Below are 21,485 nucleotides of genomic sequence, written 5' to 3'. Positions count from 1 at the left end.
AGTCTCGCATGTTGAGGGTACGCGCATGCGAGTGGGAGCAGGAGAGCCGCATTGCTGAAAGATATCGATGAAGCCAACAGCCTGGTCGAACTTTTCCTGACGCGGGCAGGTGAGCGTAGCGACCAACCCTTTCTTGGCGCAAAGCGCGATGGCGAATGGCAAACGATTACCTGGGGCGAGGCTGCAAACCGGGTGTGCCTGCTGGCCGAAAACCTGCGCAAGCTTGGTCTGGAAGACGGCGACCGTGTGTGCCTCGTAAGCGAGAATCGCCCCGAATGGTGCATCGCAGATATTGGGATCATGGCCGCCGGCTGCATCACGGTGCCGACGTACACCACCAATACCGAGCGCGATCACGTCCACATACTGGACAATTCGGGCGCGCGCGCAGTGATCGTCTCCAACGAGAAGTTGCTTGGCCCGCTTCACGGCGCTTTGCAGGCCACTGGCGTGGCCGAGCACGTAATCGGGATTGAGGATCTTCATCGCCACCAGTCAGGCAGTTTCGACTACGAACGCTGGGACGATATGATGGCGGGCGATCCCGCCGAAGCGCGCAAGGCGGTCGATGCTCGGGTGGCGAGCATGAAGCGCGATGACACCGCATGCATTATCTATACCAGCGGAACCGGCGGAGCGCCGCGCGGAGTCATGCAGCATCACGGCGCCATCCTGTGCAATATTGCAGGCGCAGCCGAAGTGATTCTCGAGGACCTGGGCCTTTCCGAGGAAGAACGTTTCCTCTCATTTCTCCCGCTTAGCCATGCATATGAGCACTCGGGCGGGCAATTCCTGCCGATCAGTGTCGGTGCGCAGATCTTTTACGCCGAGGGGCTTGAAAAGCTTGCGAGCAATATCGAGGAAACGCGGCCGACCTTCATGGTTGTCGTCCCGCGCCTGTTCGAAGTGCTGCGCACGCGCATCATGAAACAGGTGGAGAAGCAAGGCGGTGCGGCCAAGGCCCTGATGGACAAGGCGCTGGCGCTGGGCGAACGCAAGGCCGAGGGCCGATCGGGACTGCGAGACAAACCGCTCGATTTCATCCTCGAACGCCTCCTTCGCCCTAAGATCCGCCAGCGCTTCGGTGGCCGGATCAAAGCCATGGTATCGGGCGGTGCGCCGCTTAATCCCGAGGTCGGCATCTTTTTCGATTCGATGGGTCTGACCATGCTTCAGGGTTATGGCCAGACCGAGGCCGGCCCGGTTATCAGCTGTAATCGCCCTGCAGCGGGCATCGCGATGGATACGGTCGGCCCGCCGCTGCGCGGGGTCGAGGTCAAGATTGCCGAAGATGGCGAGATCCTGTGCCGCGGCGAGCTCGTCATGCATGGATACTGGCAGAACAAGTCCGAGACCGAGCGCACCGTGATCGACGGATGGCTCCATACCGGCGATATCGGGCATGTCGACGAGAAGGGCCGGATCAAAATCACCGACCGCAAGAAGGACATGATCGTCAACGACAAGGGCGATAATGTCGCTCCGCAGAAGCTCGAAGGCATGCTGACGCTGCAGCCCGAGATAGCGCAGGCGATGGTGAGCGGAGACAAGCGGCCCTACGTGGTCGGGTTGATCGTGCCCGATGCCGAATGGGCGCTCGAATGGGCCAAGGCCAACGACGAGAAATTCAACCTAGTCGCCTTGCAAGACCTGCCAGCGTTCAAAAGCGCGGTGCGCGAAGCGATCGACCGGGTGAACAAGGATCTCTCGGTGATCGAGAAAGTGCGGCAGTTCACCTTTGCCGACGAAGCTTTCACGATCGAGAACGAAGAAATGACGCCGAGCATGAAAATCCGGCGCCACAAAATCAAGGAACGCTACCAGGACAAGATTGACGGGCTGTATCGGGGGTAGGGTCTTATGTCCGAATGTGGGTGGAAAGCGGACCTTAGCTAAGTGCTCGCTTTAGCCTCCCGCTGCGCCTTCAGTGCGAGATTGAAAACGCGTTCTGCATCCTCAATGTCATTAAATGCTGGTGGAAGGAATTGGCTTGCTCCCGGCCAACTCGGCGGCATCATTCCAAACATACTCGGCGAACCAAACTGCACCGTGCCACGACCATTCCGTCTCGCCTGAAATCGTATTTCAGGTGCGGCGGCGAGGTTTACCGATCTCCGGCTTGGTCGCCGTAGGCCATCTTGAATGATTGCCCTCTCCGAGGTGAGATAAAAGAACGTGCGCCGCCGAGCGGCGCGATCAATGAGAAACCGGCCAAACAGCATGTGTAGGCCGATGAGCAGAAAGACCGGCAAGATAAGATATGTGAGGGGATCGGCGTCCTTCAACTCACCAGTGAACGCCAGCAGGAAAATCATCAAAACGAGAAAGAGCCAGAAGGCAGCAAAAGGCACAGCGAAAGCGTCTTGTGGCGCCAGCCGGATGCCCTGCTTTGGCTGGCCCTGCCAGATGATACGCTCTCCGGGCGCGAGGTCGATTGTCATTCTGATCTAGTCGCACAGGAATCGGTCTGGAGCAACGTCCACAATTGGGTCGCTAGCGGACCTTGCGCCTAAGCGGCTTCGGCGTGCTCGACATATTCCGGATAGAAGCTCGGAGCGCGGTCGGACCACGCGGGAGCAGTAGCAGCGGCTTCGCTCAGCGACTGAAGCAGCAGCTTGCGGCGATCCGGGCGAATTTGCGGCAGGGCTGCGGCAGCGCAGAATGCACTCGGTAGCCATGGGCGAGCTTCAGCGCCCAAGAGTCGTTCATAAAGGAAACGGAATGCGGCAAAACAGGTAATCCGGTCCTGCGCCAGATCGAACGTGGCAACCCGCGCAAGTTTTCCGAGAAATCCCTCGATCGCATCGGGAGTATCGTTTTGCGGCATGGCGTCGCGAAGCGCCTTGAGTTCCTGGTAAGCGACATACTGGCTGCGGATTGAGGCGTTCTCCCGAGCATCGCGCGCCCAGAGCTTGAATGCATCCTGGCGTCCCAGCCCGACATCGAGGCTGCGGCGGATGTAGCGCTGTTCGCATGGAGCGAAGCTCGCGAACTCGCGCATTTCGGCGATTGTCATCGAAGCAGTGCCCGTAACGGCCATTTTCTTGTCCCCGCTTGTTGCAGGGGACTTGTCGCGCAATATGGTTAACGCTCGGTAACCACGAACGCGATTTCGCTAGATGAGGCCTGCTAGCGGACTTGACGGGTCGGCATATTTGCGGCGGCCCATGCGCCCGGCGAGATAAGCCTCGCGGCCAGCCTCGACACTGAGCTTCATAGCGCGCGCCATCCGGATCGGGTCCTTTGCCTCGGCAATGGCCGTGTTCATCAAGACACCGTCGCAGCCGAGCTCCATCGCCACGGCGGCATCGCTGGCAGTGCCGACCCCGGCATCCACCAGCACCGGCACGCTCGCACCTTCCACGATCAGCCGGATCGTGACCTGGTTCTGGATTCCCAGGCCCGAGCCGATCGGCGCACCAAGCGGCATGACCGCAACTGCGCCCGCATCTTCAAGCTGCTTCGCGGCGATCGGATCATCGACGCAGTAGACCATCGGCAGAAAGCCCTCCTTGGCCAGCACTTCGGTGGCTTCCAGCGTTTCGCGCATGTTGGGGTAAAGCGTACGCGCTTCGCCCAATACCTCGAGCTTCACCAGGTCCCAACCGCCTGCTTCACGCGCCAGCCGCAAGGTTCGGATTGCTTCGTCCGCGTTGAAGCATCCGGCAGTGTTGGGCAGGTAGGTGACCTTCTTCGGATCGATATAGTCAGTGAGCATTGGCGATTTGGGATCGCTGACGTTGACCCTGCGAACGGCAACGGTGACGATTTCCGCGCCGGAGGCTTCCAGCGCCGCGGCATTCTGCTCGAAATCCTTGTACTTCCCGGTACCGACAATCAGTCGCGAATTGAAAGTCCGCCCGGCAACGCTCCAGCTGTCCTCGCCGGAAGCATCACCGCCGCCGACGAAATGGACGATCTCCAGCACATCTCCGTCAGAAAGTGATGCTTCGTCCAAGGTCGAGCGCGGTGCAATGACGCCATTGTGTTCGACCGCGACCTTGGCTGGATCGAGATCGAGCTCCTTGACCAGGGCAGCGATGGTCGCGGCACTGCTACGGCGGGTTTCACCATTGACGACAAGAGAATTTAGGGCGGTCATCACCGCCAGATAGCGCTCAGTGCGCGGATCGCAAGTTCAGAACATGGCCGAAAGAGACGAGGATCACGCCGATAATGGTCAGCACTGCCTCGAACACGCCATGCGGGGCCGCCAATGCTCCCCCCATGAAGGTCAGGCCCATCATCGCGACAACAAAAGGAGCCGCCTTGCGATATTTCAGCGCACCCCAACCAATCGCCACCCCGGCAATCACGCAGGCGATGGCAAGGCCTACCTCATGCACGATTGGCGCGAGCAGGAAGCTTCCGCCAATGCCAAGCCCTGAAAGGATGACGAGACTGGCCACGCAGTGCAAGGCGCAGAGTCCTGAAAGGACTACGCCGGCACGATCAAGACGCTCGCGAATCGAGAGACGGGGTGAATTCATTGCCCAGTTCATGTATGAGATGATGTAACATGATTCAAGCGAAAGCGGGCTCACCTATTCAAATTGCTTGCGCCGCTGTGTCCCCCTCACCACTAAGGCTTCATCATGAACTCCGCAGCAGAAGCTTTGCCGCAACACCGCGCCCGGAATCCCCGGCTCGCGCGGCCGCGAGCAATCGCCTATTGGCTATTTGCTGTAGCCGCGATGGTTGTGATTATCGTGCTGGTCGGCGGGATAACGCGGCTTACCGAAAGCGGCCTGTCGATCACCGAATGGAAGCCGGTCACTGGCGCCTTGCCCCCGCTTTCGGAGGCGCAGTGGCAAGCAGAGTTCGCGGCGTACCAGAAAATTGGCGAATACCAGCAGGTGGCAGGGCCAGCCGGGATGACGCTGGCGGATTACAAGTTCATCTATTTCTGGGAATGGTTCCATCGCTTGCTAGGCAGGCTGATCGGCTTGGCCTTTGCGCTCCCGCTGGCTTGGTTCTGGATCAAGCGGCAGATCCCGCAAGGCTACAAGCCGCGCTTGCTCGCACTGCTTGCACTGGGGGGACTCCAAGGCGTGTTCGGCTGGTACATGGTGCGCTCGGGCCTCAATACCGAGATGACCGATGTCAGCCATTTCTGGCTCTCGATCCATTTGATGACAGCGCTGTTCACCCTAGGCGGCCTTGTCTGGACCGCTCTGGATCTCCTGCGCCTGTATGCCATTCCCGATGCGAGGCCAGCCCGGCTGACCGGCTTGTCTTTTGCAGTGATCTCAATCGTCGCTCTGCAGCTTCTACTTGGCGCATGGGTCGCCGGGCTCAACGCAGGCTTCGCTTCGGATAGCTGGCCATTGATGCAGGGCCGGATCGTGCCCGAGTACGATACATCCCGCGGGCTCATATGGGCGGCGACCCATGACCCATTCCTGATCCATTTCCTGCACCGTTGGTGGGCATGGGTCGCGGTTGCGGCGCTTGTAATCATGGCGCGAAAGCTTCGACCTTTCGATCGGCGCGCTTCGATTGCGATCCATTCGGCCTTCGGAACCCAGATTATCCTGGGCATCGCGGTAGTCATGACTGGGATGGAACTGTGGCTCGCAGCCGCTCACCAATTGGTTGGTGCGCTACTCGTGGCAGCTATGGCCTGGGGGGGCCATGTCTTGGGGCGGGCGCGATGAGCGCCATGATCTGGTGCCCGTTCCCTGACCAGGAAAGCGCCACCGAGGTGGCCGATGCCCTGCTGGAAGACGGTCTGATTGCTTGTGCCAACTTCTTGGGATCCGTTCACTCGCGCTTTGTCTGGAATGGTGAGCAGGGTGTAAGCGATGAACTGGGGGTGTTGTTCAAGACCCACAGTGATTGCCTTGAAAGAGCGGTATCCCGAATCGAATCTTTGCATCCCTACGAAACTCCTGCCATTCTCGGTTGGCATTGCGAAGTGGTTGGCGCGGCGACAAAAGAGTGGCTTGGGGGGCTGCCGCGATCGAAGGGGTAAGATGAGCAGCGCGAGTAGAAGAGAAGTCATCCGAAAAGGGGGCCTGTCCGCCATCGGTGCGATTTGGGCGTTGAACGCGCAAAGTGTTCTCGCAAAGGCCGGAACAGTTGTGAACGTGCCGAGCGGCCCCATGCGCCTGCGCCGCGAGATCACTCGCGAACTTATTGACGGAAACCGGCTTACGGTCGCGCGGGTCTGGAATGTCCGGTTCCTTTCCGCCGCTAATGGCTGGCGTGTCGAGGGAACCCAGCGGGACGTCGAGGTAAAGGCACCTGCCGGCCTCGAATCTCTGGCTGCGCTTGAGCGCTCGAGACAGACTGAGGAATCCTTCCCGCTGGAGCTGGATAGCCACGGGATGATCATGGCGGGCCCAGTGGTTTCGCGGCAGATAGCATTGGACCAACTGGGGCAGGCTGCGCATTCGGCTATTGATTCCCTGGGGGGCGCGGCTGTTCGTCACAACGAACTCAGGGCCTTCCTCGCGCAGCTGCAACAAGCCTCACTAAGCATGATGACGCGGTGGCCGCAGGACCTTTTCTTTCCTGCTGGGAGCGAGTCGAGCGAGAAGAAAGCCATGGACTTGCCCGGCGGGGTAAGTGGGCGGATGGAAATCATCTATCGCGCCGAAGCGGATCTCACCAACGGATTGCTGAAGTCCAGCGAGAGAACGGTTGTCACTCGTATTGAGAATGAAGAATTGCGCTCCAGCGAGGTCTGGAAACTGACAGCTGCATAACCAGAATTCAGCGGAATTGGTCCGGGAGCTAGCTGGCGGTATTATTTTACCTCCTCTGTGAGGCCCGGAAATGCTTGACTTGCGGCACTTTCGACGCCAGATGGCGCGCACTTGGCGCAGGGCTCCCATGAGGCAGGCGCAAGAAATTTGCGCCCCGGCGCGAACGTAAACTCAGGAATGGAAAACAGCCCATGAAGGCGCTCAGCAAGACCACCCGGTCGATCAAACCGGCCGAGGTCGAAAAGAAATGGCACCTGATCGATGCAGAAGGCCTCGTTGTTGGCCGCGTTGCCACGATCATCGCCAACCTCCTGCGCGGCAAGCATAAGCCGAGCTACACCCCGCATGTCGACTGCGGCGATCACGTGATTGTCATCAATGCCGACAAAGTGAAATTCACCGGCAAGAAGATGTCTGACAAGCGTTATTACAAGCACACCGGCTATGTCGGCGGCATCAAGGAAACAACGCCTGCGAAGATCCTCGAAGGTCGTTTCCCGGAACGTGTGCTGGAGAAGGCAGTCGAGCGGATGATTCCGCGCGGACCCCTTGGCCGTGACCAAATGCGTGCACTGCACCTCTACAACGGCACCGAACACCCGCACGACGGGCAGAAGCCCGAAGTGCTCGATGTCGCATCCATGAATCGCAAGAATAAGGTCACCGCATAATGGCTGACGAAAACAACACCGTTTCCGATCTCGCCGATCTGAAAGACATCGCCGGCGATGCACCTGAAGGTGATGCCGCTAAAATCGCAGCCGTGGCGGACGTTCCGCTGCGCGAACAGGAACTTGACGATCTCGGCCGCGCTTACGCAACCGGGCGGCGCAAGGATGCGGTCGCACGTGTCTGGATCAAGCCGGGCAAGGGCACAGTCACCGTCAATGGCCGCGATCAGGAAGTCTATTTCGCGCGCCCGACTCTTCGCCTGATCATCAACCAGCCATTCGCCATCACCGAACGCGAAGGCCAGTATGACGTGATTGCAACCGTGCGCGGCGGCGGTCTTTCGGGCCAGGCCGGAGCGGTCAAGCATGGCATCAGCCAGGCGCTGACCAAGTACGAGCCGGCCTTGCGGGCTACCGTCAAGGCTGCCGGGTTCCTGACCCGCGATAGCCGTGTGGTCGAGCGGAAGAAGTACGGCCGCGCCAAGGCGCGTCGCAGCTTCCAGTTCTCGAAGCGCTAAGCGAACTTCACAGACAACAAAGGGCGGCTCGATTGAGTCGCCCTTTTTCGTGTATTGGTGGGTATCGAAACTAGCGCTGCATCAGCATCAGACCCCAGGCTAGCCCGGTACCTCCGAGAAACAGCGGCCATGACCACAGCACGTCGATTTCACCCATGGTCATGTGATGAATCGCCAGCTGGCCGCCGCTCGAACCGGTTGAACCGATTACAAGCGCGACAACCCAGGTGAGAATCACCCCCATGGGGATCGCTTTGACCAACTCCATCACGACGCTCCGCGGCCCGTTTGCTTAACAAATCCTTGGGCTAGATTGGCCGGGCTATATGACCAACGGCTTGCCAAAGATGGTTAACGCGAAGTTAGGGCGATCCGTTGCAGGCTTAATGGACGGGCGGATCAGTCCGCGGCACTTGGTTGACCCGGGCCACCGGCTCTCCAGGCTGGCGGGGCGGCAGGGCATTGGCCGGAACATCGCTGATCTGCATATCCTGGGTAAGGACATGGTCGAGATTGCGAACAGTCACCTCAAGCCGTCTTCCGTCCCAGACAAGTTCATTGAAGCTAGGCGGAGTCGATCGCACACGCTGGGACAGGGTTCCCGCCCCTATCATCCTGACTGGCCCGCTGCCCGTCTCCTCGACAATGTCGAAGGCATCGTGAACATGGCCGGAAAGAACCGCTAGCACCGGGCGCACTGCCAGGGCATCCAGCGCCTTGCGCCCGTTTCGTGTCAGCGCGGTGCCTTGGGTGCCCACTTCGCGGAGCGGATGATGCGCCGTGACGATCGCCTGCATCCCCTCGGGTAGCGCATCGATCGCGGCCAAGCATTTTTCGAGCGCGGAATCGGTCACCCAGCCTTTCGACCAGTTGAGGCGGGGCTGCCAGCGCCGAACTGTCTTGAGGGGGACAACTGCAAGGCCGGGCAAATCGATTTCCTTCTCAACCTTGTCCTGGATGGCGCTCATTCGGCGATAGGGATCGAAGAAGCGCTCGACCGGGTTGAAATACGGCATATCGTGATTCCCGATCTCTACGGTTACCGGGGCATCAAGCGAGTTGATCCACTGGGTCGCCGCCTCGAACTCCCGATGCCGGGCACGCATGGTAAGGTCGCCCGTGATTGCCACGGCATCGGGCCGCTGCTCGGAAATCTCCTGCTTTACCCAATCCAGCGCCCGGTTGTCTTCAAGGCCGAAATGGACGTCGCTCAGGTGGAAAATGAGTGTTCTGCCTGATGTCATGGTGTTGTCGCTAACAGATCGACCTCGACTTCCGCCACAGTCAATTCCTCCCGGGACGCCTTTCGCGACGTTTACCGCCGATATTCTCCAGCACGAGGTGCTCTTCGACACCCAGGCCATCATGCGGGCCGTCCGAGGAGCGCCGGATCAAGCTAAGCCCGTCCGGTGAAGGTGTTGGGAAAACAGCTTTAACGTTCCGCCGGTCAAGACGTGAATGACCCCGCTTGTGGGGCTGGTCGGGAGCAGTGAAAGTTCATCATCGGAGAGGCAGATAGTGCGTTCGATATCGAAGCCCGCCGATTGAATCCTGTCGGTCAGATGCTCAACAGCCTGCGGGTTGTAGCTTCCACTTGCAGAGTTGCTCACGCGGCAGGTTCGGGGAAACTCGGCCATAGGCGCTAAGCGCTAGAAGGCAGGCAGTGGTTTCCCGAACTTAGAACCGCCTTGATATTATGAGCCAAGCCGCAAACGCATTGGCAGCGGTGTAGATCGCGTAGGCCAAGCCGGCCCAGCTTTCATCACGAAACGCAAATGCCAATGCCGCAACAAGTACAATGAACTCGACCGGGAGTGTAAAACGTCCGGCGCCTTGTAGGAAGGCGCCCCCATCACCCTGAAGCAGCGGGTGCCTACTGCCCAGCACCGCGCGATGCAGCGCGAAGTTGGCAACGCCCATGATAAAGGTGAAAACAATGAGCACGTAACTTTCTAAGCCCTAAATCCATCAAATTGAAAGGCCATTGCATGCTCGCCGCCGTTTGTCGGCTTAAAGTTGCAGTCCGTCGGGTCATCAAGACCGCTTGTCAAAAGGCCGAATCGCTCGTCGATAGATCGCTGACCGCTCAGCCGGAAAAGCTACATAGACGCTATGGGGACTGCTGCTGAATTCGGCATCGCCGAGTTACTTACGGAGAACGACAAATGACAAAGATCCCGCACGCCCTCGCTGCCCTGGCGCTTGCCGCAACAACATCGCCTGCTTTCGCGGACGAAAGAGCGGTTAGCTATGCAGACCTCAATCTTGCATCACCCGAAGGACAAGAAATCCTTGAGCGCCGCATTACCCGCGCACTGGAAGAAGTTTGCCAAGTGCAAACAATCCGGACCGGTACGCGAGTGCGCTCCAATGAAGCGCGTCGCTGCATGGTTGAGGCGCGGGCCAACGCAAAAAACCAGGTAGCAGCGATCCTCGATCAGAAAGGGTTGGGCGGCTAGACCCCATGCCGTCCAGCTGGCCCGGACCGGACGCAGTCCCCCGGTCCGGGCCAATCATTTTGCCAGCCAGGGACTAGCGACACGCAAATCGCAGAATTGAATCTAGCGACCCGCCATAGCTTTAACCTTGGGCAAATATGTTCGGCCGATCCTGAGCTCCGCGCCGTTCTCAAGCTCCGCTAACCAAACACCCAGACCATCGTGTCGAAGGCCGCGGATGAAATCCCGCCTCAAAATGTTCGAACGATGGATCCTGATGAATCGCGATGGATCAAGTTTCTCTTCAAGGCCGGCAATTGTCTGAAGCAGCAGATAGGTTTGTTCGCCGACATGTAATCGGACATAGTCTCGTTCAGCATCGATCCTTGAAACATTGTTCATCTCGATCCGGATTAGCTCAGATTTGTGCGGGATCCATAATTCTTCAAGCCATCGACTATCGCTCGAGAGCCGTGTGCCCTTGCGGGCTTGAGCCCGATCGATCGCACGTGAAAGCCTTTCTGCGGTGACCGGCTTGAGCACGTAATCCACCGCATCCAAATCGAAGGCCTCGACAGCGTAGCTGTCATGCGCGGTCACAAATATCACCGCAGGTCGCCTCTTCTGCTCGGCAAGTTTCTTGGCCACGGTTAGACCGTCCATGACTGGCATCGTCATGTCGAGCAAGACGAGGTCCGGCTCGAGCGCCTCTATCAATCGAAGTGCGGCAGCACCGTCATTGGCCGTACCAGCAACGTTGATGCCCTCCATCTTGGCGCAAACAACCTGAAGACGCTCGACGGCGAGCGGCTCGTCATCGACGATCAACGTGCGCAGCGAAGTATCCTGATCAGCAGTTGCCATCGTAATCCAGCGGCACCCTTATGTGCGTAGTATAGCCAGTTTCAGTTGGACCCGAAGTGATCTGTACATCTCCGCCAAATCGAGCTTCAAGCCTTTGCCGGACATTGATGAGTCCGATTCCATGACTCTGCCCGTTACCATTAAGATCACTATTGCCGTTATCCCCCAACCCTGGGCCATCGTCACTGACAGTAATTAGCAGCCGGCCAAATTCTTCGCGCGCCTTGATTTCGATCAGGGTCGGATCGACGCTTGCGGCCACAGCATACTTCACCGAGTTCTCAACCAGGGGCTGCAGTATCATTCCTGGCAAGCGGGCATCGAGCAGATCGTCTGGGATGTCGAATCTTGTTCGCAGTCGCTCTGGAAATCTCACCGCTTCGATCGCAAGGTAGTTACGTTGGAGTTCGACTTCTTCGTAAAGACACAAATCCGCCGTCGGATCATCGATCAGGCTACGGCGATAGAAGCTGGCAATGGATTGAACCATTTCTTCCGCCTGCTCGTTCTTGCTCGTGAGAATGAGTGCTGAAAGCGAATTGAGCGTATTGAACAGGAAATGCGGGTTAACCTGATAGCGCAGAGATCTAAGCTCAGCTGCCCGGGCTGCTTGGCGAAATTCACCCTCTCGCCTCTCGGCAAGCCGAGCCTTTTCTCCAGCCAACATCGCAAAATAGAGCGCGCACCAGGCAAGCAACAAGAAATAGCGGCCAATGGCCATCTCGCTTAGTTGGCGCCAATAATCCCGCTCCTCATCGCCTCCAAGCTTGATTACTTGTGTTGGAGGCAGCGGATCACCCTTATCGCCGAGGCCATCGTTTTCAATCTCGACAATCAACTCACCATCATCGTTACGTTTGATTTCGAGTCCATTCTTTTTGCCCATCTCATGGATGAATTTGTCATCTAGCGGTGCAAACATGGCGCGATTAAATCCCGCGATTGTGAAAGCGATCGGCAGTGCCAATACGATGGCGACCGATACCTTCACCCAAAGTGCGTTGCGATCGAAGAAGCGAATGCCCCACCAAAGCACGAAGGTGAGTGCCGCGCCGCCTAGAGAAACGATTGCACGCCGCCAAAGCATCTCCCCTTGATAGGGAAGCGCAATGATCAGGCTGCGTGCTGAGATCAGCCCATAGTAGCACGCCCACAGGACAACGATCGAAAGAAGCACCAGTCGAATTGGCACACGCGCCACCGGCGCTTCCTGGATCCTATCCCCTGTCGACATCGGAACGATCTAGACCAGAGCCTTATCCGGGACCAGACCCGCTATCGAGGCGAATCTGCCCTTGGTCGATAGATTCAGGCGTCTTGCAGGAGGCCTTCCTCGGCAATTTTGGTCTTCCACGCAGCGGGCGCCAATGTGTGGACGTTGTTTCCTTCGGCATCTACGGCCACCGTGACCGGCATATCCCTCACAGTAAATTCATAAATCGCCTCCATTCCAAGGTCCTCGAAAGCGAGAACCTTGGCGTCCTTGATCGCGCGCGAAACAAGATAGGCGGCCCCGCCTACGGCCATGAGGTAAGCGACCTTGTGCCGGGCAATGACATCGACCGCGCCTTGCCCGCGTTCGGCCTTGCCGATCATCGCAAGGAGGCCCTGCTCGAGCATCATGTCGGTGAACTTGTCCATACGGGTGGCGGTCGTTGGTCCAGCCGGGCCGACTATCTCGCCGACGACTGGATCGACGGGGCCAACATAGTAGATCGCCCGCCCCTTGAAGCTCACGGGCAGATCTTCACCCTTCGCCAGCATGTCCTGAATGCGCTTGTGCGCCGCATCGCGCCCGGTCAGCATCGAGCCATTGAGAAGTAGCCGGTCGCCAGCCTCCCAGCCCTGGACTTCTTGCGGCGTCAGATTATCGAGATCAACGCGCTTGGCGTTTGTATCAGGTTCCCAGTGGACTTTTGGCCAAGCATCGAGATCGGGCTGCGGCAAGTAGGCAGGGCCCGAGCCATCGAGCGAGAAATGGGCGTGGCGGGTGGCGGCACAATTGGGGATCATCGCGACAGGCTTGTTCGCCGCATGGCACGGCGCATCGAGGATTTTTACATCCAAAACAGTCGACAGCCCACCCAGGCCTTGGGCACCGACACCGGTCGCATTGACAGCATCGAAAATATCGATCCGCAGTTGTTCGATGTCGGTCTTGGCCCCGCGCTTCTTGAGCTGTCCCATGTCGATGGGGTCCATGAGCGACTGCTTGGCGAGCTTCACACAATGCTCTGCCGTGCCTCCGATGCCGATGCCCAGCATGCCCGGCGGGCACCATCCCGCCCCCATCAGCGGGATCATTTCGAGAACCCATTCGACGATGTTGTCGGAAGGGTTCATCATTTTGAACTTGGATTTTGCTTCGCTGCCCCCACCCTTGGCGGCAACATCGATCGAAACCGTTCGTCCAGGCAGCATCTCGACCGACAGAACACTCGGCGTATTGTCGCGTGTATTGCGTCGGGTGAAGGCCGGATCGGCCAGAACCGAGGCGCGCAGCTTGTTATCGGCATGGGCATAGGCACGCCGAACGCCTTCATCGACAACCTCTTGCAGGCTGCGCGGTGAATTCAGCCGACAATCCTGCCCCCATTTGACGAATACGTTGACGATTCCAGTGTCCTGGCACAGCGGCCGATGCCCTTCGGCACACATCCGGCTGTTGGTGAGGATTTGGGCGATGGCATCTTTGGCGGCGGGGCCTTGTTCGGCCTCATAGGCTTCGCCCAGCGCCTCGATGTAGTCCATCGGATGATAGTAGGAGATATATTGCAACGCGTCGGCCACACTTTCGATGAGGTCGTCTTCGCTGATAATCACCATGTCGTTCATCGCCCGTTCGCTCCAGTTGGTCGAAGGAGGCCCCATAGAGCCAGTCGCACCTGAGCGCAAAGCGCTTGGCGCGGCACCGGTTTATCACTAGATAGCGCCCGCTCCGGATTGACGGACTGTATTATTAGACTAGAACAGTGTTCCAGGACATTTCAATGAATTCCACTGCCACAACCACCGATTTTGCTGCCGCACGGCGCGCCATGCTCGACAGCCAGTTACGGACCTCGGGGGTCAATGAATCTTTCGTTCTTTCGCGCATGGGCACGGTGCCGCGCGAAGACTTCGTGCCGGCTGCATCGCGCAATGTCGCATACATGGACCGCGCCATCCCGCTTGGTGACGGCAATTACCTCAGCGCGCCCCTGGTTCATGCCAAAATGCTGGCAGAAGCAGAACCCCGCGCATCCGACCGTGTGCTTCTGGTTGATGGCGGTAGTGGCTACCTGCCAGAGCTCGTGCGCCCGCTGGTGGGCAAGCTGGACGTGATCACACCCGAAGAAGCGACCGGTTCCTCGCGCAAGCGCGCAACCTATTCGCTGCTGTTGATCGACGGCGCTATCGACGAGTTTCCTGAAGCGCTGGTCAAGCGTGTTGAACAAGGCGGCCGTGTCGTGACCGGGATTGTAAAGAACAATGTTACTCGGCTGGCCGTCGGTCGGCGCGTGGGAGCCCGGATCTCCTTGCTGCCATTGGCCGAACTGGGGATTGCTCGCCTTCCGCAGTTCGAGAAGCCCAAGGAATGGAGCTTCTGAATATGGCGGGAGGGTCGCTTCGTGTGGGCTTGTTAATGGGCGCGGCGCTCGTCGCCGCTCCTGCGCAGGCTGACACATTGCGCGAAGCACTTGCCCAGGCTTATCTCACCAATCCTACCTTGCAGGCCGCCCGCGCAAACCAGCGCGCGACAGACGAGAATGTGCCGATCGAGCAGTCCCGTGCTGCTCCCAATATCACTGCGAGCGGGAATCACATCGAATTCCTGAAGGTTTCGCCCAACAGTTTCACGGCACCTGAGCGTCGCACACAGATCGGGCCGGATCTAACGGTTCCGATTTATTCAGGTGGCGCAATCAAGAACTCGATCAAGGCTGCGAAGGAGCGCGTCGCAGCAGGACAAGCCGATCTACGCGGCACGGAGAGCTCGGTTTTTTCCCAGGTTGTCGCCGCATACATGGATGTTCTGCGCAACCAGGCCGTGGTTGGACTTTCCGCCAATCAGGTCGATGTCCTCGCAATCAATCTCGAAGCGACTAGCGACCGTTTCGAAATTGGCGACCTGACCCGCACCGATGTTGCCCAGTCGCAATCGCGTCTGGCCGTCGCGCAAAGCGATTTGCAGGGCGCGCAGGCCAACTTGGTCGGTGCGCGTGAGAACTACATCCAGTTGGTAGGGGAAGCCCCCACCAACCTTCAGCCCCCTCCCCCGCTTCCGGGCCTTCCGGACAGCGTCGAAGAGGCTGTCGGAATAGCGCTTGAACATAATCCGGACCTGATTGCCGCCCGTGAGCGGGCTGAAGCCGCCGGTTTCGATTCTGAAGCTGCAGGTGCAGGACGGCTGCCCACGCTGGGCGCCTTTGCAGGGCTCGATTACACGGATTATCATGGGACGCTTGGCGGCCCGATTGCCGCCGATCTGGTGCAAACAGAAACCACTGCGAATATCGGCCTGCAAGTGACGATCCCGATATTCCAAGGTGGTTTGCCAGCCGCGCGCCAACGCCAAGCTTATGCGCGCGAAACGGCTGCGCTCGAGCAACTTATTGGAGCCGAACGCAATGTCATCGCGCAGGTCAGGGCAGCCTATTCAAGCCTGCTCGCATCGAATGCGATTATTGAGAGCTCGCAAGGCGCAGTTGCTGCTGCCGAACTCAGTCTCGAGGGCGTGCGCGCAGAAAATTCAATCGGCAGCCGCTCCATTCTCGATGTGCTCAATGCCGAACAGGAACTGCTGCGCGCGCGTGTCCAACTGGTGACGGCAAGGCGTAACGCCTATGTTTCGGGCTTCAGCCTGCTGGCCGCGATGGGCCGCGCAGAAGCGCGCGACCTCAATCTCGATATGGGCGGGCCGCTCTACGATCCGCAGCTCAATTACGACCGTGTCCGCAATCGCGTATTCGACTGGGATCGCGACCCAGAGCCTGCTGCCGTATCCACCAGCACGGTCGATATCGCCGCCCCGGATGCATCTATTCCGCTAGAGGATGAAAATCCCGCCGAATGATGCTTATAGTGCGGCTCGCGATTCGAATCAGGGGTTGATGAATGAAGCAGCAGGGTGAAGCCTCGGTCGAAGAGATCCTGGATTCGATCAAACGGGTGATTGCCCGTGATAATCGCGATAGCGCGGACGCTGAACGCCGGCGCCGGAGCGAAGTCGGAGTTGCCGAAGAATTGGCATCCGACGAACCGGATGAGATCTTCGATCTTTCTGAAGCCGAATTGGTCGAGGATAGTTGCTACGATGACGATATCGGCGAAGAAGAAGATACTCCACTGATAACCAGCAGTGTCAGCAGCTCGATGCAGGAGAATTTTGCGGCGCTCGCGATGCTCTCAGAGCCCAGCGCCAAACCGCAGATCGTACGTTCGGGTGAAACGTCGCTTGAAGGTTTGGTGCGGGAAATGCTGCGACCGATGCTTTCAGAATGGCTCGACAAGAACCTTCCAGGAATGGTCGAGAAGATGGTGAAAGACGAAATCGCGCGGATTGCTCGCAAGCGAAGTTAGATCATCCGCGTGAACTCCCAGATCGAGATAGACAAGGCGCGGATCGCTTGTGACAAGATCGGCGCGAGTGCCATCGAGCGCCATATCTTCCTGTGCGCAATGTCTGAGAAGCAGAAGTGCTGTCGCCGCGAAGATGGTGAGCGGTCATGGAAATATCTGAAATCGCGCCTCAAGCAGCTGGGACTGACAGGACCAAAGACCTCCGAGACGCAAGGCGGGATCGGGCGAACGAAGGCCGATTGCCTGCAAGTTTGTGCTGCTGGACCGGTCGCGCTCGTCCAGCCTGACGGAGTTTGGTATCATTCGTGTACGCCCGATGTGCTCGAACAGGTTATCCAGCAGCATTTGGTTGGCGGTCAGCCGGTTGAGGAATTCCGGCTTTATCCTCCGGAACCAGACTAGTCGCGGTACTCCGTGCCGTCGGATACGCTCGCATCATGGCCCGTGCCGTTCGAGAGGAACGTCAGCCCCATCAAGGCGCTGGCCAACATCATTGTCACTCCGATCCCGAGACCGGTGGCGATGTAGAAGTGGATCGATACGGGCCCGGTGGTGAAATAGAGGATCGTCAGAGCGATCGCGACCACAGTGATCGTCAAACCGACCATCAGCAGCATCAATCGCTTATACCGCGCCCAGGCGAAACGGGCATTTTCGGGATCATCGAGAGGGGATTCGCTCGGCATGTCAGCATGCTCATGGGCCAAGGTGCAGTAGAGCGCAATTGCTTAGGTGATTGGCGCGGACTCGCTTTGCGCTCAAAAAAATGGCATTCTCCGGCCGAAGAGAGAAGGAGGGAGCATGGAAATAGCGCAATTGATCGCGAGCCGCTCTGCTAGCGCGGTGATTACATGCGATGCCAATGCAAGCGTAGCTGATGCCTGCAAGCTGCTGGCGGAAAAACGCATTGGAGCAGTTCCGGTACTTGAGAACGGCTCGCTGGCTGGCATTTTCTCGGAACGCGATGTCCTCTATAATCTGGCTAAAGATGGCTCTGGTAGCCTCGCCTGCCGGGTTGGTGACATCATGACGGCTCCGGCCATTACGGTCGAGAAGTCTACTCGGGTTGATGAGGCGCTCGGACTGATGACACGGCGCAGAATCCGCCATCTCCCAGTGACAGATAACGGCGCGATGTGCGGATTCATCTCCATCGGCGACCTGGTTAAATCACGGATCGACGAGGTTGAGCATGAGGCCCAGGCGATGCGCGAGTATATCACAACCGGCTAGCCTTTTCCGCGCAGATATCGATTGCGCTTGAGCAAGCGGCGCCGCGTACCTACATTCGGTCCATGGCTGAAACGCTTACTCTTACCCCTTCCGCTGCAAAGCGAGTTGCTGCGATTGCCGAAAAACAATCGAAGCCGGCACTCCTGCGGCTGTCGGTCGAAGGCGGCGGGTGTTCGGGCTTTCAATACAAGTTCGACCTCGCAGAAGCGGCAGAGGCTGACGATATCGTGAGCGAAACCGAAGGTGTGCGCTTGGTGGTCGATCCTATCAGTCTCGATCTTGTAGCAGGTAGCACGGTCGATTTCGTCGAATCGCTTGGTGGCGCGGCTTTCCGAGTGGAAAACCCCAATGCCGCGGCGGGCTGCGGTTGCGGTTCCAGCTTCGGTATCTAAAGATCGGCGCGTGCGGATCGCGTCATTCAATATAAACGGCATCAAGGCTCGCCTTCCACGCTTGCTGGAATGGCTCGAGGAAACGCGCCCCAAAGTGGCGTGCCTGCAAGAGATCAAGAGCCAGGATGATGGCTTCCCTGCCGATGCCTTCGAGAAGATTGGTTACAAGGCGATCTGGCACGGCCAGAAGAGCTTCAATGGTGTGGCAATCCTCGCGGACGGTGTGGAACCAAAAGAAACGCAACGCGGTCTACCAGGTGATGCTTCAGACGAGCAATCACGCTATCTCGAAGCCGAGGTAGACGGCGTCAGGGTCGCATCGATCTACTTGCCGAACGGCAACCCGCATCCAGGGCCGAAATTCGACTACAAGCTCGCTTGGATGGAGCGTTTGCGCGCACATGCCCGCACATTGTGGGAACAGGAGATCCCCTGTGCACTCGTGGGCGACTACAATGTCATTCCTGAAGACCGAGACGTCTGGTCGACCAAGTCGATGCAGGACGATGCACTCATGCAGCCCGAATCGCGTGCGGCCTATGCGCGCCTGTTGGGCGACGGCTGGGCCGATGCGCTAGCCACACTCAATCCACGCGGCGGGGTGTGGACTTATTGGGATTACCAGCGCGGCGCATGGCAAAGAGACCATGGTTTTCGCATCGATCATTTGCTGCTCAGCCCGGAGCTCGCCGACAGCCTCACCGCAGCAGGCGTCGACAAGGAACATCGCGGACGCGAAAAAGCGAGCGACCATGCACCCATATGGGTGGAAGTCGCTCGCTAATCTCGGCGGCTGGCGCCTGAAGCTTGCCTACCTATAGAAAATGTGCGTGTTGATCGTCGCGCGTGCCTGCTTAGCGCGGGCCCAGCGAGGTTTCACATAATTGGCATGAAAGTAGAGGGAATCGGCCGCCTGGCTGTCCCACATTCCCTCATGGGCGATACGCGCCACTGCGCGTGCGCGCTGCCACGCACGCGATCCGGTTTTGATGCGAGGCATCGAGCCATTATTTACGAACGAAAACTGCGCACGCTGGTAAACAACACCGCAATAGCTCGCCGGAAAACGGCTTGATTCCGCGCGGTTTATGACGACCCGCGCCACTGCCAACTGACCAGCAAGCGGCTCGCCGCGCGCTTCGAAATATACGGCACCGGCAAGACATTGCATCTGCTCGGAAAGTTGTTCCGGAACTCGCATATCTGCGACCAGGGCATGCAGGCTGGCAGCCTTGGGTTCAGGAGCTGCGACAGTCGACGATCCTGTGACCGGCTGAGCAACTTCCTCAGAGATGAAAAGAGTGTCCTGGATCGGTTCTGTGGCGGGGACCTCGGGGACGATCTCGTCGGTGAGGGCCAATTCGCCTTTCTGAATGGTTTCGCCGGCTTCTGTATCCTGTGCGATAGCGCCCGATCCATCGGCGCTTGCAAATACAACCATCAGACTTGCAGCGATCGCTGCAATGCTTGCTTTCGTAGTCTTACGACTCATGATCCCGTCAATCAGGGCGGTAGACGGACCTGCGCAGGCTGGAACCCGATGCGCGTTGCTTGCGTCATTGGATTGGGTTCATTGCTGACCTGCCGGCCGCCTCCCGTCTGCGTGCTAACAGGCCCGGCCCCAATGCCGCCCCATCGCCTACGCTTTCTGGAAGATGGCGGCCAAATAGGGGACTGAATCGTTAAGTCAACTCAATGCTGCAGTGCAGCGATGAACCGTTCTCCATCTGGGACATCCAGTTCAACAACCCATAAATCTCCATCCTGGCGCCGCCTCTTCGCCACATATTCGGAAAATTCTTGTTTTTTCTCAGGATCTTCCTCACGGGTGCAGACAAAGGTCCGCGAACCATCCATTTGCGGCATTCGCTCGTGAAAACGTGCATTTTTGTCACGCTCTATGGTTAATATGGCAAGGGTTCCCGCATCGCGTTCCCCTTTCGCCAACACAGTAGCGAAACCTCCTGCAGCCTCAACCGCGCGGATCAGGCCGGACACTTCGAGGTGTGTGGGAAGGCGTGTATCCACGCCTCAGCTCGTCCCGGGGTCGTAACCCGCAAGCCCGTACAACGCGATTCGCGAGCGCATGAATGTGCCGGTCCCGCGCCCGATTTCATCGCCCTCGGCATCGATCAGGCGCGATTCGGCAACAAACACACGGCGGCGGCCGCTTACCCACCGCCCTTCCGCAACGACCTTTCCTTCGCGGACGGGCTTGGTGAAGTGCAGGTTGAATGAGGTTGTCAGAAGGAAGCGGTCGGTTGCCAATGTATTTGCGGCGTAGAAAGCCGCATCATCGAGCATCTTGAAGTAAATAGTACCATGTGCTGCACCGGCTGCGTGATAGGCGGCTTCGGTCACATCGAAGCTGATCTCCGCCAGCCCCTCACCCGTGATCTCAATCTCGGAGGCGAAGAGGGAATTGATGGGTGCCGATCGATACAGATTCTCGAGCGCCCGGTAGTGCTGTTCGGCTCCGCTCACCTTGATGGATCCCAGGAAATCACTGCGCTCCAAGACATTGACTTGCCTCCTCAGGCAGCGTCGCGATCCGTAACGTTTGTTAGAAGCGCAAACAGTGCTTCATTGTCACTCGCTTCGACAAGCGCCTGGTGAATATCTTCATCTCGCACCATTCTTGAGATCGCTGCAAGCGCATGTAAGTGCGTAGCGCCGGCGTTGCTCGGAGATAACAAACCAATCACGAGATCCACAGGCATGCCGTCCGCCGCCTCGAACTCGACTGCATTTTTCAGCTTCAGCAGTGCTGCGACCGGGCGGTTAATCCCTTCTATGCGGGCATGGGGAATCGCAACGCCCCGCCCGAAGCCTGTCGATCCAAGATTTTCACGCTCTTCCAAAGATTCAAGCACTTGGGGTGCATCAAGCTCATACACCCGGGCAAACAACTCAGCCAGCGCTGAGAGAATTTCATGCTTCTCGTCAGCACCGATCGTATCGATCGCATCGGGTAAAAGATTAAACTTGGCATTCATGGCAATCTTGGTCTTTGCGTCCCTTAAAAAAGCAAACAGCTCATCGGTTCAACGCTCGCGCGCCGTTCCCGGTTCCGGTTCCCCCAGCTTGGGTGAGTCTG

At 58.4% G+C, this 21,485-nt stretch carries 29 protein-coding genes; 14 read left to right on the top strand and 15 right to left on the bottom strand.

Features of this window, described 5'->3' with window-relative positions; translation table 11 throughout:
- The first annotated feature begins 51 nt into the window (after window positions 1-51).
- Entirely contained in the window at window positions 52-1,854 is a 1,803-nt protein-coding gene (locus ACEWMW_RS04730; RefSeq protein WP_409412739.1) for an AMP-dependent synthetase/ligase, read from the top strand.
- 38 nt (window positions 1,855-1,892) lie between these two features.
- Here ACEWMW_RS04730 and ACEWMW_RS04725 read toward each other — a convergent pair whose 3' ends face one another.
- The 4 genes from ACEWMW_RS04725 to ACEWMW_RS04710 form a co-directional block, all read right to left on the bottom strand.
- Complete coding sequence (locus ACEWMW_RS04725; protein ID WP_409412738.1) at window positions 1,893-2,441, bottom strand: hypothetical protein; 549 nt, start codon at window positions 2,439-2,441, stop codon at window positions 1,893-1,895.
- Window positions 2,442-2,509: 68 nt separating this feature from the next.
- A complete protein-coding gene (locus tag ACEWMW_RS04720) occupies window positions 2,510-3,040 on the bottom strand; it encodes a hypothetical protein (protein ID WP_409412737.1) in 531 nt (176 codons plus the stop codon).
- Between the two features lie 75 nt (window positions 3,041-3,115).
- Window positions 3,116-4,102: a sulfur carrier protein ThiS gene (gene thiS / locus ACEWMW_RS04715; RefSeq protein ID WP_409412736.1), complete on the bottom strand. Its 987-nt coding sequence runs from the start codon at window positions 4,100-4,102 to the stop codon at window positions 3,116-3,118.
- Between the two features lie 16 nt (window positions 4,103-4,118).
- On the bottom strand, window positions 4,119-4,490 hold the full coding sequence (locus ACEWMW_RS04710; protein ID WP_409412735.1) for a MerC domain-containing protein: 372 nt from the start codon (window positions 4,488-4,490) through the stop codon (window positions 4,119-4,121).
- A 105-nt stretch (window positions 4,491-4,595) separates the two neighbouring features.
- Between ACEWMW_RS04710 and ACEWMW_RS04705 the strand changes: the two genes are divergently transcribed.
- From ACEWMW_RS04705 to rpsI, 5 genes are all read left to right on the top strand, one after another.
- Window positions 4,596-5,657 (top strand): COX15/CtaA family protein, encoded by a 1,062-nt coding sequence (locus tag ACEWMW_RS04705; protein WP_409412734.1) that lies wholly within the window; start codon window positions 4,596-4,598, stop codon window positions 5,655-5,657.
- Window positions 5,654-5,974: a divalent-cation tolerance protein CutA gene (cutA, locus tag ACEWMW_RS04700; RefSeq protein ID WP_409412733.1), complete on the top strand. Its 321-nt coding sequence runs from the start codon at window positions 5,654-5,656 to the stop codon at window positions 5,972-5,974. Before ACEWMW_RS04705 ends, cutA begins: the two co-directional genes overlap by 4 nt.
- 1 nt (window position 5,975) lies before the next feature.
- On the top strand, window positions 5,976-6,710 hold the full coding sequence (locus ACEWMW_RS04695; protein ID WP_409412732.1) for a hypothetical protein: 735 nt from the start codon (window positions 5,976-5,978) through the stop codon (window positions 6,708-6,710).
- A 191-nt stretch (window positions 6,711-6,901) separates the two neighbouring features.
- On the top strand, window positions 6,902-7,381 hold the full coding sequence (rplM, locus tag ACEWMW_RS04690; protein ID WP_409412731.1) for a 50S ribosomal protein L13: 480 nt from the start codon (window positions 6,902-6,904) through the stop codon (window positions 7,379-7,381).
- Complete coding sequence (gene rpsI / locus ACEWMW_RS04685; RefSeq protein ID WP_409412730.1) at window positions 7,381-7,899, top strand: 30S ribosomal protein S9; 519 nt, start codon at window positions 7,381-7,383, stop codon at window positions 7,897-7,899. Before rplM ends, rpsI begins: the two co-directional genes overlap by 1 nt.
- A 70-nt stretch (window positions 7,900-7,969) precedes the next feature.
- Here rpsI and ACEWMW_RS04680 read toward each other — a convergent pair whose 3' ends face one another.
- The 3 genes from ACEWMW_RS04680 to ACEWMW_RS04670 all read right to left on the bottom strand — a co-directional run bounded on the left by ACEWMW_RS04680 (window position 7,970) and on the right by ACEWMW_RS04670 (window position 9,843).
- On the bottom strand, window positions 7,970-8,167 hold the full coding sequence (locus ACEWMW_RS04680) for a hypothetical protein (RefSeq protein ID WP_409412729.1): 198 nt from the start codon (window positions 8,165-8,167) through the stop codon (window positions 7,970-7,972).
- A 115-nt stretch (window positions 8,168-8,282) separates the two neighbouring features.
- A complete protein-coding gene (locus ACEWMW_RS04675) occupies window positions 8,283-9,143 on the bottom strand; it encodes a metallophosphoesterase family protein (RefSeq protein WP_409412728.1) in 861 nt (286 codons plus the stop codon).
- Window positions 9,144-9,576: 433 nt separating this feature from the next.
- Complete coding sequence (locus ACEWMW_RS04670) at window positions 9,577-9,843, bottom strand: hypothetical protein (protein WP_409412727.1); 267 nt, start codon at window positions 9,841-9,843, stop codon at window positions 9,577-9,579.
- 221 nt (window positions 9,844-10,064) lie between these two features.
- On the opposite strand from ACEWMW_RS04670, the gene ACEWMW_RS04665 reads away from it, so the two are divergent.
- Window positions 10,065-10,358, top strand: coding sequence for a UrcA family protein (locus ACEWMW_RS04665; RefSeq protein ID WP_409412726.1), 294 nt, complete (start codon window positions 10,065-10,067; stop codon window positions 10,356-10,358).
- A gap of 102 nt (window positions 10,359-10,460) precedes the next feature.
- On the opposite strand, the gene ACEWMW_RS04660 is transcribed toward ACEWMW_RS04665, so the two are convergent.
- The 3 genes from ACEWMW_RS04660 to ACEWMW_RS04650 all read right to left on the bottom strand — a co-directional run bounded on the left by ACEWMW_RS04660 (window position 10,461) and on the right by ACEWMW_RS04650 (window position 14,027).
- Window positions 10,461-11,201: a LytR/AlgR family response regulator transcription factor gene (locus ACEWMW_RS04660; RefSeq protein WP_409412725.1), complete on the bottom strand. Its 741-nt coding sequence runs from the start codon at window positions 11,199-11,201 to the stop codon at window positions 10,461-10,463.
- A complete protein-coding gene (locus ACEWMW_RS04655) occupies window positions 11,188-12,435 on the bottom strand; it encodes a sensor histidine kinase (protein ID WP_409412724.1) in 1,248 nt (415 codons plus the stop codon). The genes ACEWMW_RS04660 and ACEWMW_RS04655 overlap by 14 nt, the downstream gene beginning before the upstream one ends.
- Window positions 12,436-12,509: 74 nt before the next feature.
- Entirely contained in the window at window positions 12,510-14,027 is a 1,518-nt protein-coding gene (locus ACEWMW_RS04650; RefSeq protein WP_409413606.1) for a fumarate hydratase, read from the bottom strand.
- A 164-nt stretch (window positions 14,028-14,191) separates the two neighbouring features.
- Between ACEWMW_RS04650 and ACEWMW_RS04645 the strand changes: the two genes are divergently transcribed.
- Genes ACEWMW_RS04645 through ACEWMW_RS04630 form a run of 4 tightly spaced genes read left to right on the top strand, consistent with a single transcriptional unit; the run spans window position 14,192 to window position 17,165 of the window.
- Window positions 14,192-14,791 (top strand): protein-L-isoaspartate O-methyltransferase family protein, encoded by a 600-nt coding sequence (locus ACEWMW_RS04645; RefSeq protein ID WP_409412723.1) that lies wholly within the window; start codon window positions 14,192-14,194, stop codon window positions 14,789-14,791.
- The gene (locus tag ACEWMW_RS04640) at window positions 14,779-16,257 is read left to right on the top strand and encodes a TolC family outer membrane protein (protein WP_409412722.1); all 1,479 of its coding nucleotides are present in this window, start codon (window positions 14,779-14,781) and stop codon (window positions 16,255-16,257) included. Before ACEWMW_RS04645 ends, ACEWMW_RS04640 begins: the two co-directional genes overlap by 13 nt.
- Window positions 16,258-16,298: 41 nt before the next feature.
- Window positions 16,299-16,763, top strand: a complete 465-nt coding sequence (locus ACEWMW_RS04635) for a DUF2497 domain-containing protein (protein ID WP_409412721.1) — start codon at window positions 16,299-16,301, stop codon at window positions 16,761-16,763.
- 9 nt (window positions 16,764-16,772) lie between these two features.
- The gene (locus ACEWMW_RS04630; RefSeq protein WP_409412720.1) at window positions 16,773-17,165 is read left to right on the top strand and encodes a (2Fe-2S) ferredoxin domain-containing protein; all 393 of its coding nucleotides are present in this window, start codon (window positions 16,773-16,775) and stop codon (window positions 17,163-17,165) included.
- On the opposite strand, the gene ACEWMW_RS04625 is transcribed toward ACEWMW_RS04630, so the two are convergent.
- Window positions 17,162-17,449: a hypothetical protein gene (locus tag ACEWMW_RS04625; RefSeq protein WP_409412719.1), complete on the bottom strand. Its 288-nt coding sequence runs from the start codon at window positions 17,447-17,449 to the stop codon at window positions 17,162-17,164. The two genes, ACEWMW_RS04630 and ACEWMW_RS04625, sit on opposite strands and share 4 nt — an antisense overlap.
- A gap of 115 nt (window positions 17,450-17,564) precedes the next feature.
- On the opposite strand from ACEWMW_RS04625, the gene ACEWMW_RS04620 reads away from it, so the two are divergent.
- From ACEWMW_RS04620 to xth, 3 genes are all read left to right on the top strand, one after another.
- On the top strand, window positions 17,565-17,996 hold the full coding sequence (locus ACEWMW_RS04620) for a CBS domain-containing protein (RefSeq protein ID WP_409412718.1): 432 nt from the start codon (window positions 17,565-17,567) through the stop codon (window positions 17,994-17,996).
- A gap of 62 nt (window positions 17,997-18,058) precedes the next feature.
- On the top strand, window positions 18,059-18,388 hold the full coding sequence (gene erpA, locus ACEWMW_RS04615) for an iron-sulfur cluster insertion protein ErpA (RefSeq protein ID WP_409412717.1): 330 nt from the start codon (window positions 18,059-18,061) through the stop codon (window positions 18,386-18,388).
- A gap of 10 nt (window positions 18,389-18,398) precedes the next feature.
- A complete protein-coding gene (gene xth / locus ACEWMW_RS04610; protein WP_409412716.1) occupies window positions 18,399-19,172 on the top strand; it encodes an exodeoxyribonuclease III in 774 nt (257 codons plus the stop codon).
- 27 nt (window positions 19,173-19,199) lie between these two features.
- Here the strand turns inward: xth and ACEWMW_RS04605 are convergent, their stop codons facing one another.
- The 4 genes from ACEWMW_RS04605 to ACEWMW_RS04590 form a co-directional block, all read right to left on the bottom strand.
- Window positions 19,200-19,880: a cell wall hydrolase gene (locus ACEWMW_RS04605; protein WP_409412715.1), complete on the bottom strand. Its 681-nt coding sequence runs from the start codon at window positions 19,878-19,880 to the stop codon at window positions 19,200-19,202.
- 200 nt (window positions 19,881-20,080) lie between these two features.
- A complete protein-coding gene (locus ACEWMW_RS04600) occupies window positions 20,081-20,416 on the bottom strand; it encodes a DUF1491 family protein (protein ID WP_409412714.1) in 336 nt (111 codons plus the stop codon).
- A gap of 3 nt (window positions 20,417-20,419) precedes the next feature.
- Window positions 20,420-20,872, bottom strand: a complete 453-nt coding sequence (locus tag ACEWMW_RS04595; protein ID WP_409412713.1) for a PaaI family thioesterase — start codon at window positions 20,870-20,872, stop codon at window positions 20,420-20,422.
- 50 nt (window positions 20,873-20,922) lie between these two features.
- The gene (locus tag ACEWMW_RS04590; RefSeq protein ID WP_409412712.1) at window positions 20,923-21,384 is read right to left on the bottom strand and encodes a PTS sugar transporter subunit IIA; all 462 of its coding nucleotides are present in this window, start codon (window positions 21,382-21,384) and stop codon (window positions 20,923-20,925) included.
- Between the last annotated feature and the right edge of the window lie 101 nt (window positions 21,385-21,485).

This window comes from Litorerythrobacter xanthomarinus (genome assembly GCF_046254955.1).
Lineage (GTDB): Bacteria > Pseudomonadota > Alphaproteobacteria > Sphingomonadales > Sphingomonadaceae > Qipengyuania_C.
This window is presented reverse-complemented; position numbering and strand designations above follow the sequence as displayed.

Excerpts from the sequence above, each read along its gene's own strand:
- ACEWMW_RS04645 (WP_409412723.1), top strand. The coding sequence starts at position 14,192 with ATGAATTCCACTGCCACAACCACCGATTTTGCTGCCGCACGGCGCGCC.
- ACEWMW_RS04650 (WP_409413606.1), bottom strand. The coding sequence starts at position 14,027 with ATGGTGATTATCAGCGAAGACGACCTCATCGAAAGTGTGGCCGACGCG.
- ACEWMW_RS04705 (WP_409412734.1), top strand. The coding sequence starts at position 4,596 with ATGAACTCCGCAGCAGAAGCTTTGCCGCAACACCGCGCCCGGAATCCC.
- ACEWMW_RS04655 (WP_409412724.1), bottom strand. The coding sequence starts at position 12,435 with ATGTCGACAGGGGATAGGATCCAGGAAGCGCCGGTGGCGCGTGTGCCA.
- ACEWMW_RS04605 (WP_409412715.1), bottom strand. The coding sequence starts at position 19,880 with ATGAGTCGTAAGACTACGAAAGCAAGCATTGCAGCGATCGCTGCAAGT.
- ACEWMW_RS04635 (WP_409412721.1), top strand. The coding sequence starts at position 16,299 with ATGAAGCAGCAGGGTGAAGCCTCGGTCGAAGAGATCCTGGATTCGATC.
- ACEWMW_RS04665 (WP_409412726.1), top strand. The coding sequence starts at position 10,065 with ATGACAAAGATCCCGCACGCCCTCGCTGCCCTGGCGCTTGCCGCAACA.
- rplM (WP_409412731.1), top strand. The coding sequence starts at position 6,902 with ATGAAGGCGCTCAGCAAGACCACCCGGTCGATCAAACCGGCCGAGGTC.
- ACEWMW_RS04675 (WP_409412728.1), bottom strand. The coding sequence starts at position 9,143 with ATGACATCAGGCAGAACACTCATTTTCCACCTGAGCGACGTCCATTTC.
- rpsI (WP_409412730.1), top strand. The coding sequence starts at position 7,381 with ATGGCTGACGAAAACAACACCGTTTCCGATCTCGCCGATCTGAAAGAC.
- ACEWMW_RS04620 (WP_409412718.1), top strand. The coding sequence starts at position 17,565 with ATGGAAATAGCGCAATTGATCGCGAGCCGCTCTGCTAGCGCGGTGATT.
- ACEWMW_RS04590 (WP_409412712.1), bottom strand. The coding sequence starts at position 21,384 with ATGAATGCCAAGTTTAATCTTTTACCCGATGCGATCGATACGATCGGT.
- erpA (WP_409412717.1), top strand. The coding sequence starts at position 18,059 with ATGGCTGAAACGCTTACTCTTACCCCTTCCGCTGCAAAGCGAGTTGCT.
- thiS (WP_409412736.1), bottom strand. The coding sequence starts at position 4,102 with ATGACCGCCCTAAATTCTCTTGTCGTCAATGGTGAAACCCGCCGTAGC.
- ACEWMW_RS04625 (WP_409412719.1), bottom strand. The coding sequence starts at position 17,449 with ATGCCGAGCGAATCCCCTCTCGATGATCCCGAAAATGCCCGTTTCGCC.
- ACEWMW_RS04640 (WP_409412722.1), top strand. The coding sequence starts at position 14,779 with ATGGAGCTTCTGAATATGGCGGGAGGGTCGCTTCGTGTGGGCTTGTTA.
- ACEWMW_RS04680 (WP_409412729.1), bottom strand. The coding sequence starts at position 8,167 with ATGGAGTTGGTCAAAGCGATCCCCATGGGGGTGATTCTCACCTGGGTT.
- ACEWMW_RS04660 (WP_409412725.1), bottom strand. The coding sequence starts at position 11,201 with ATGGCAACTGCTGATCAGGATACTTCGCTGCGCACGTTGATCGTCGAT.
- ACEWMW_RS04710 (WP_409412735.1), bottom strand. The coding sequence starts at position 4,490 with ATGAATTCACCCCGTCTCTCGATTCGCGAGCGTCTTGATCGTGCCGGC.
- ACEWMW_RS04720 (WP_409412737.1), bottom strand. The coding sequence starts at position 3,040 with ATGGCCGTTACGGGCACTGCTTCGATGACAATCGCCGAAATGCGCGAG.
- ACEWMW_RS04695 (WP_409412732.1), top strand. The coding sequence starts at position 5,976 with ATGAGCAGCGCGAGTAGAAGAGAAGTCATCCGAAAAGGGGGCCTGTCC.
- ACEWMW_RS04725 (WP_409412738.1), bottom strand. The coding sequence starts at position 2,441 with ATGACAATCGACCTCGCGCCCGGAGAGCGTATCATCTGGCAGGGCCAG.
- cutA (WP_409412733.1), top strand. The coding sequence starts at position 5,654 with ATGAGCGCCATGATCTGGTGCCCGTTCCCTGACCAGGAAAGCGCCACC.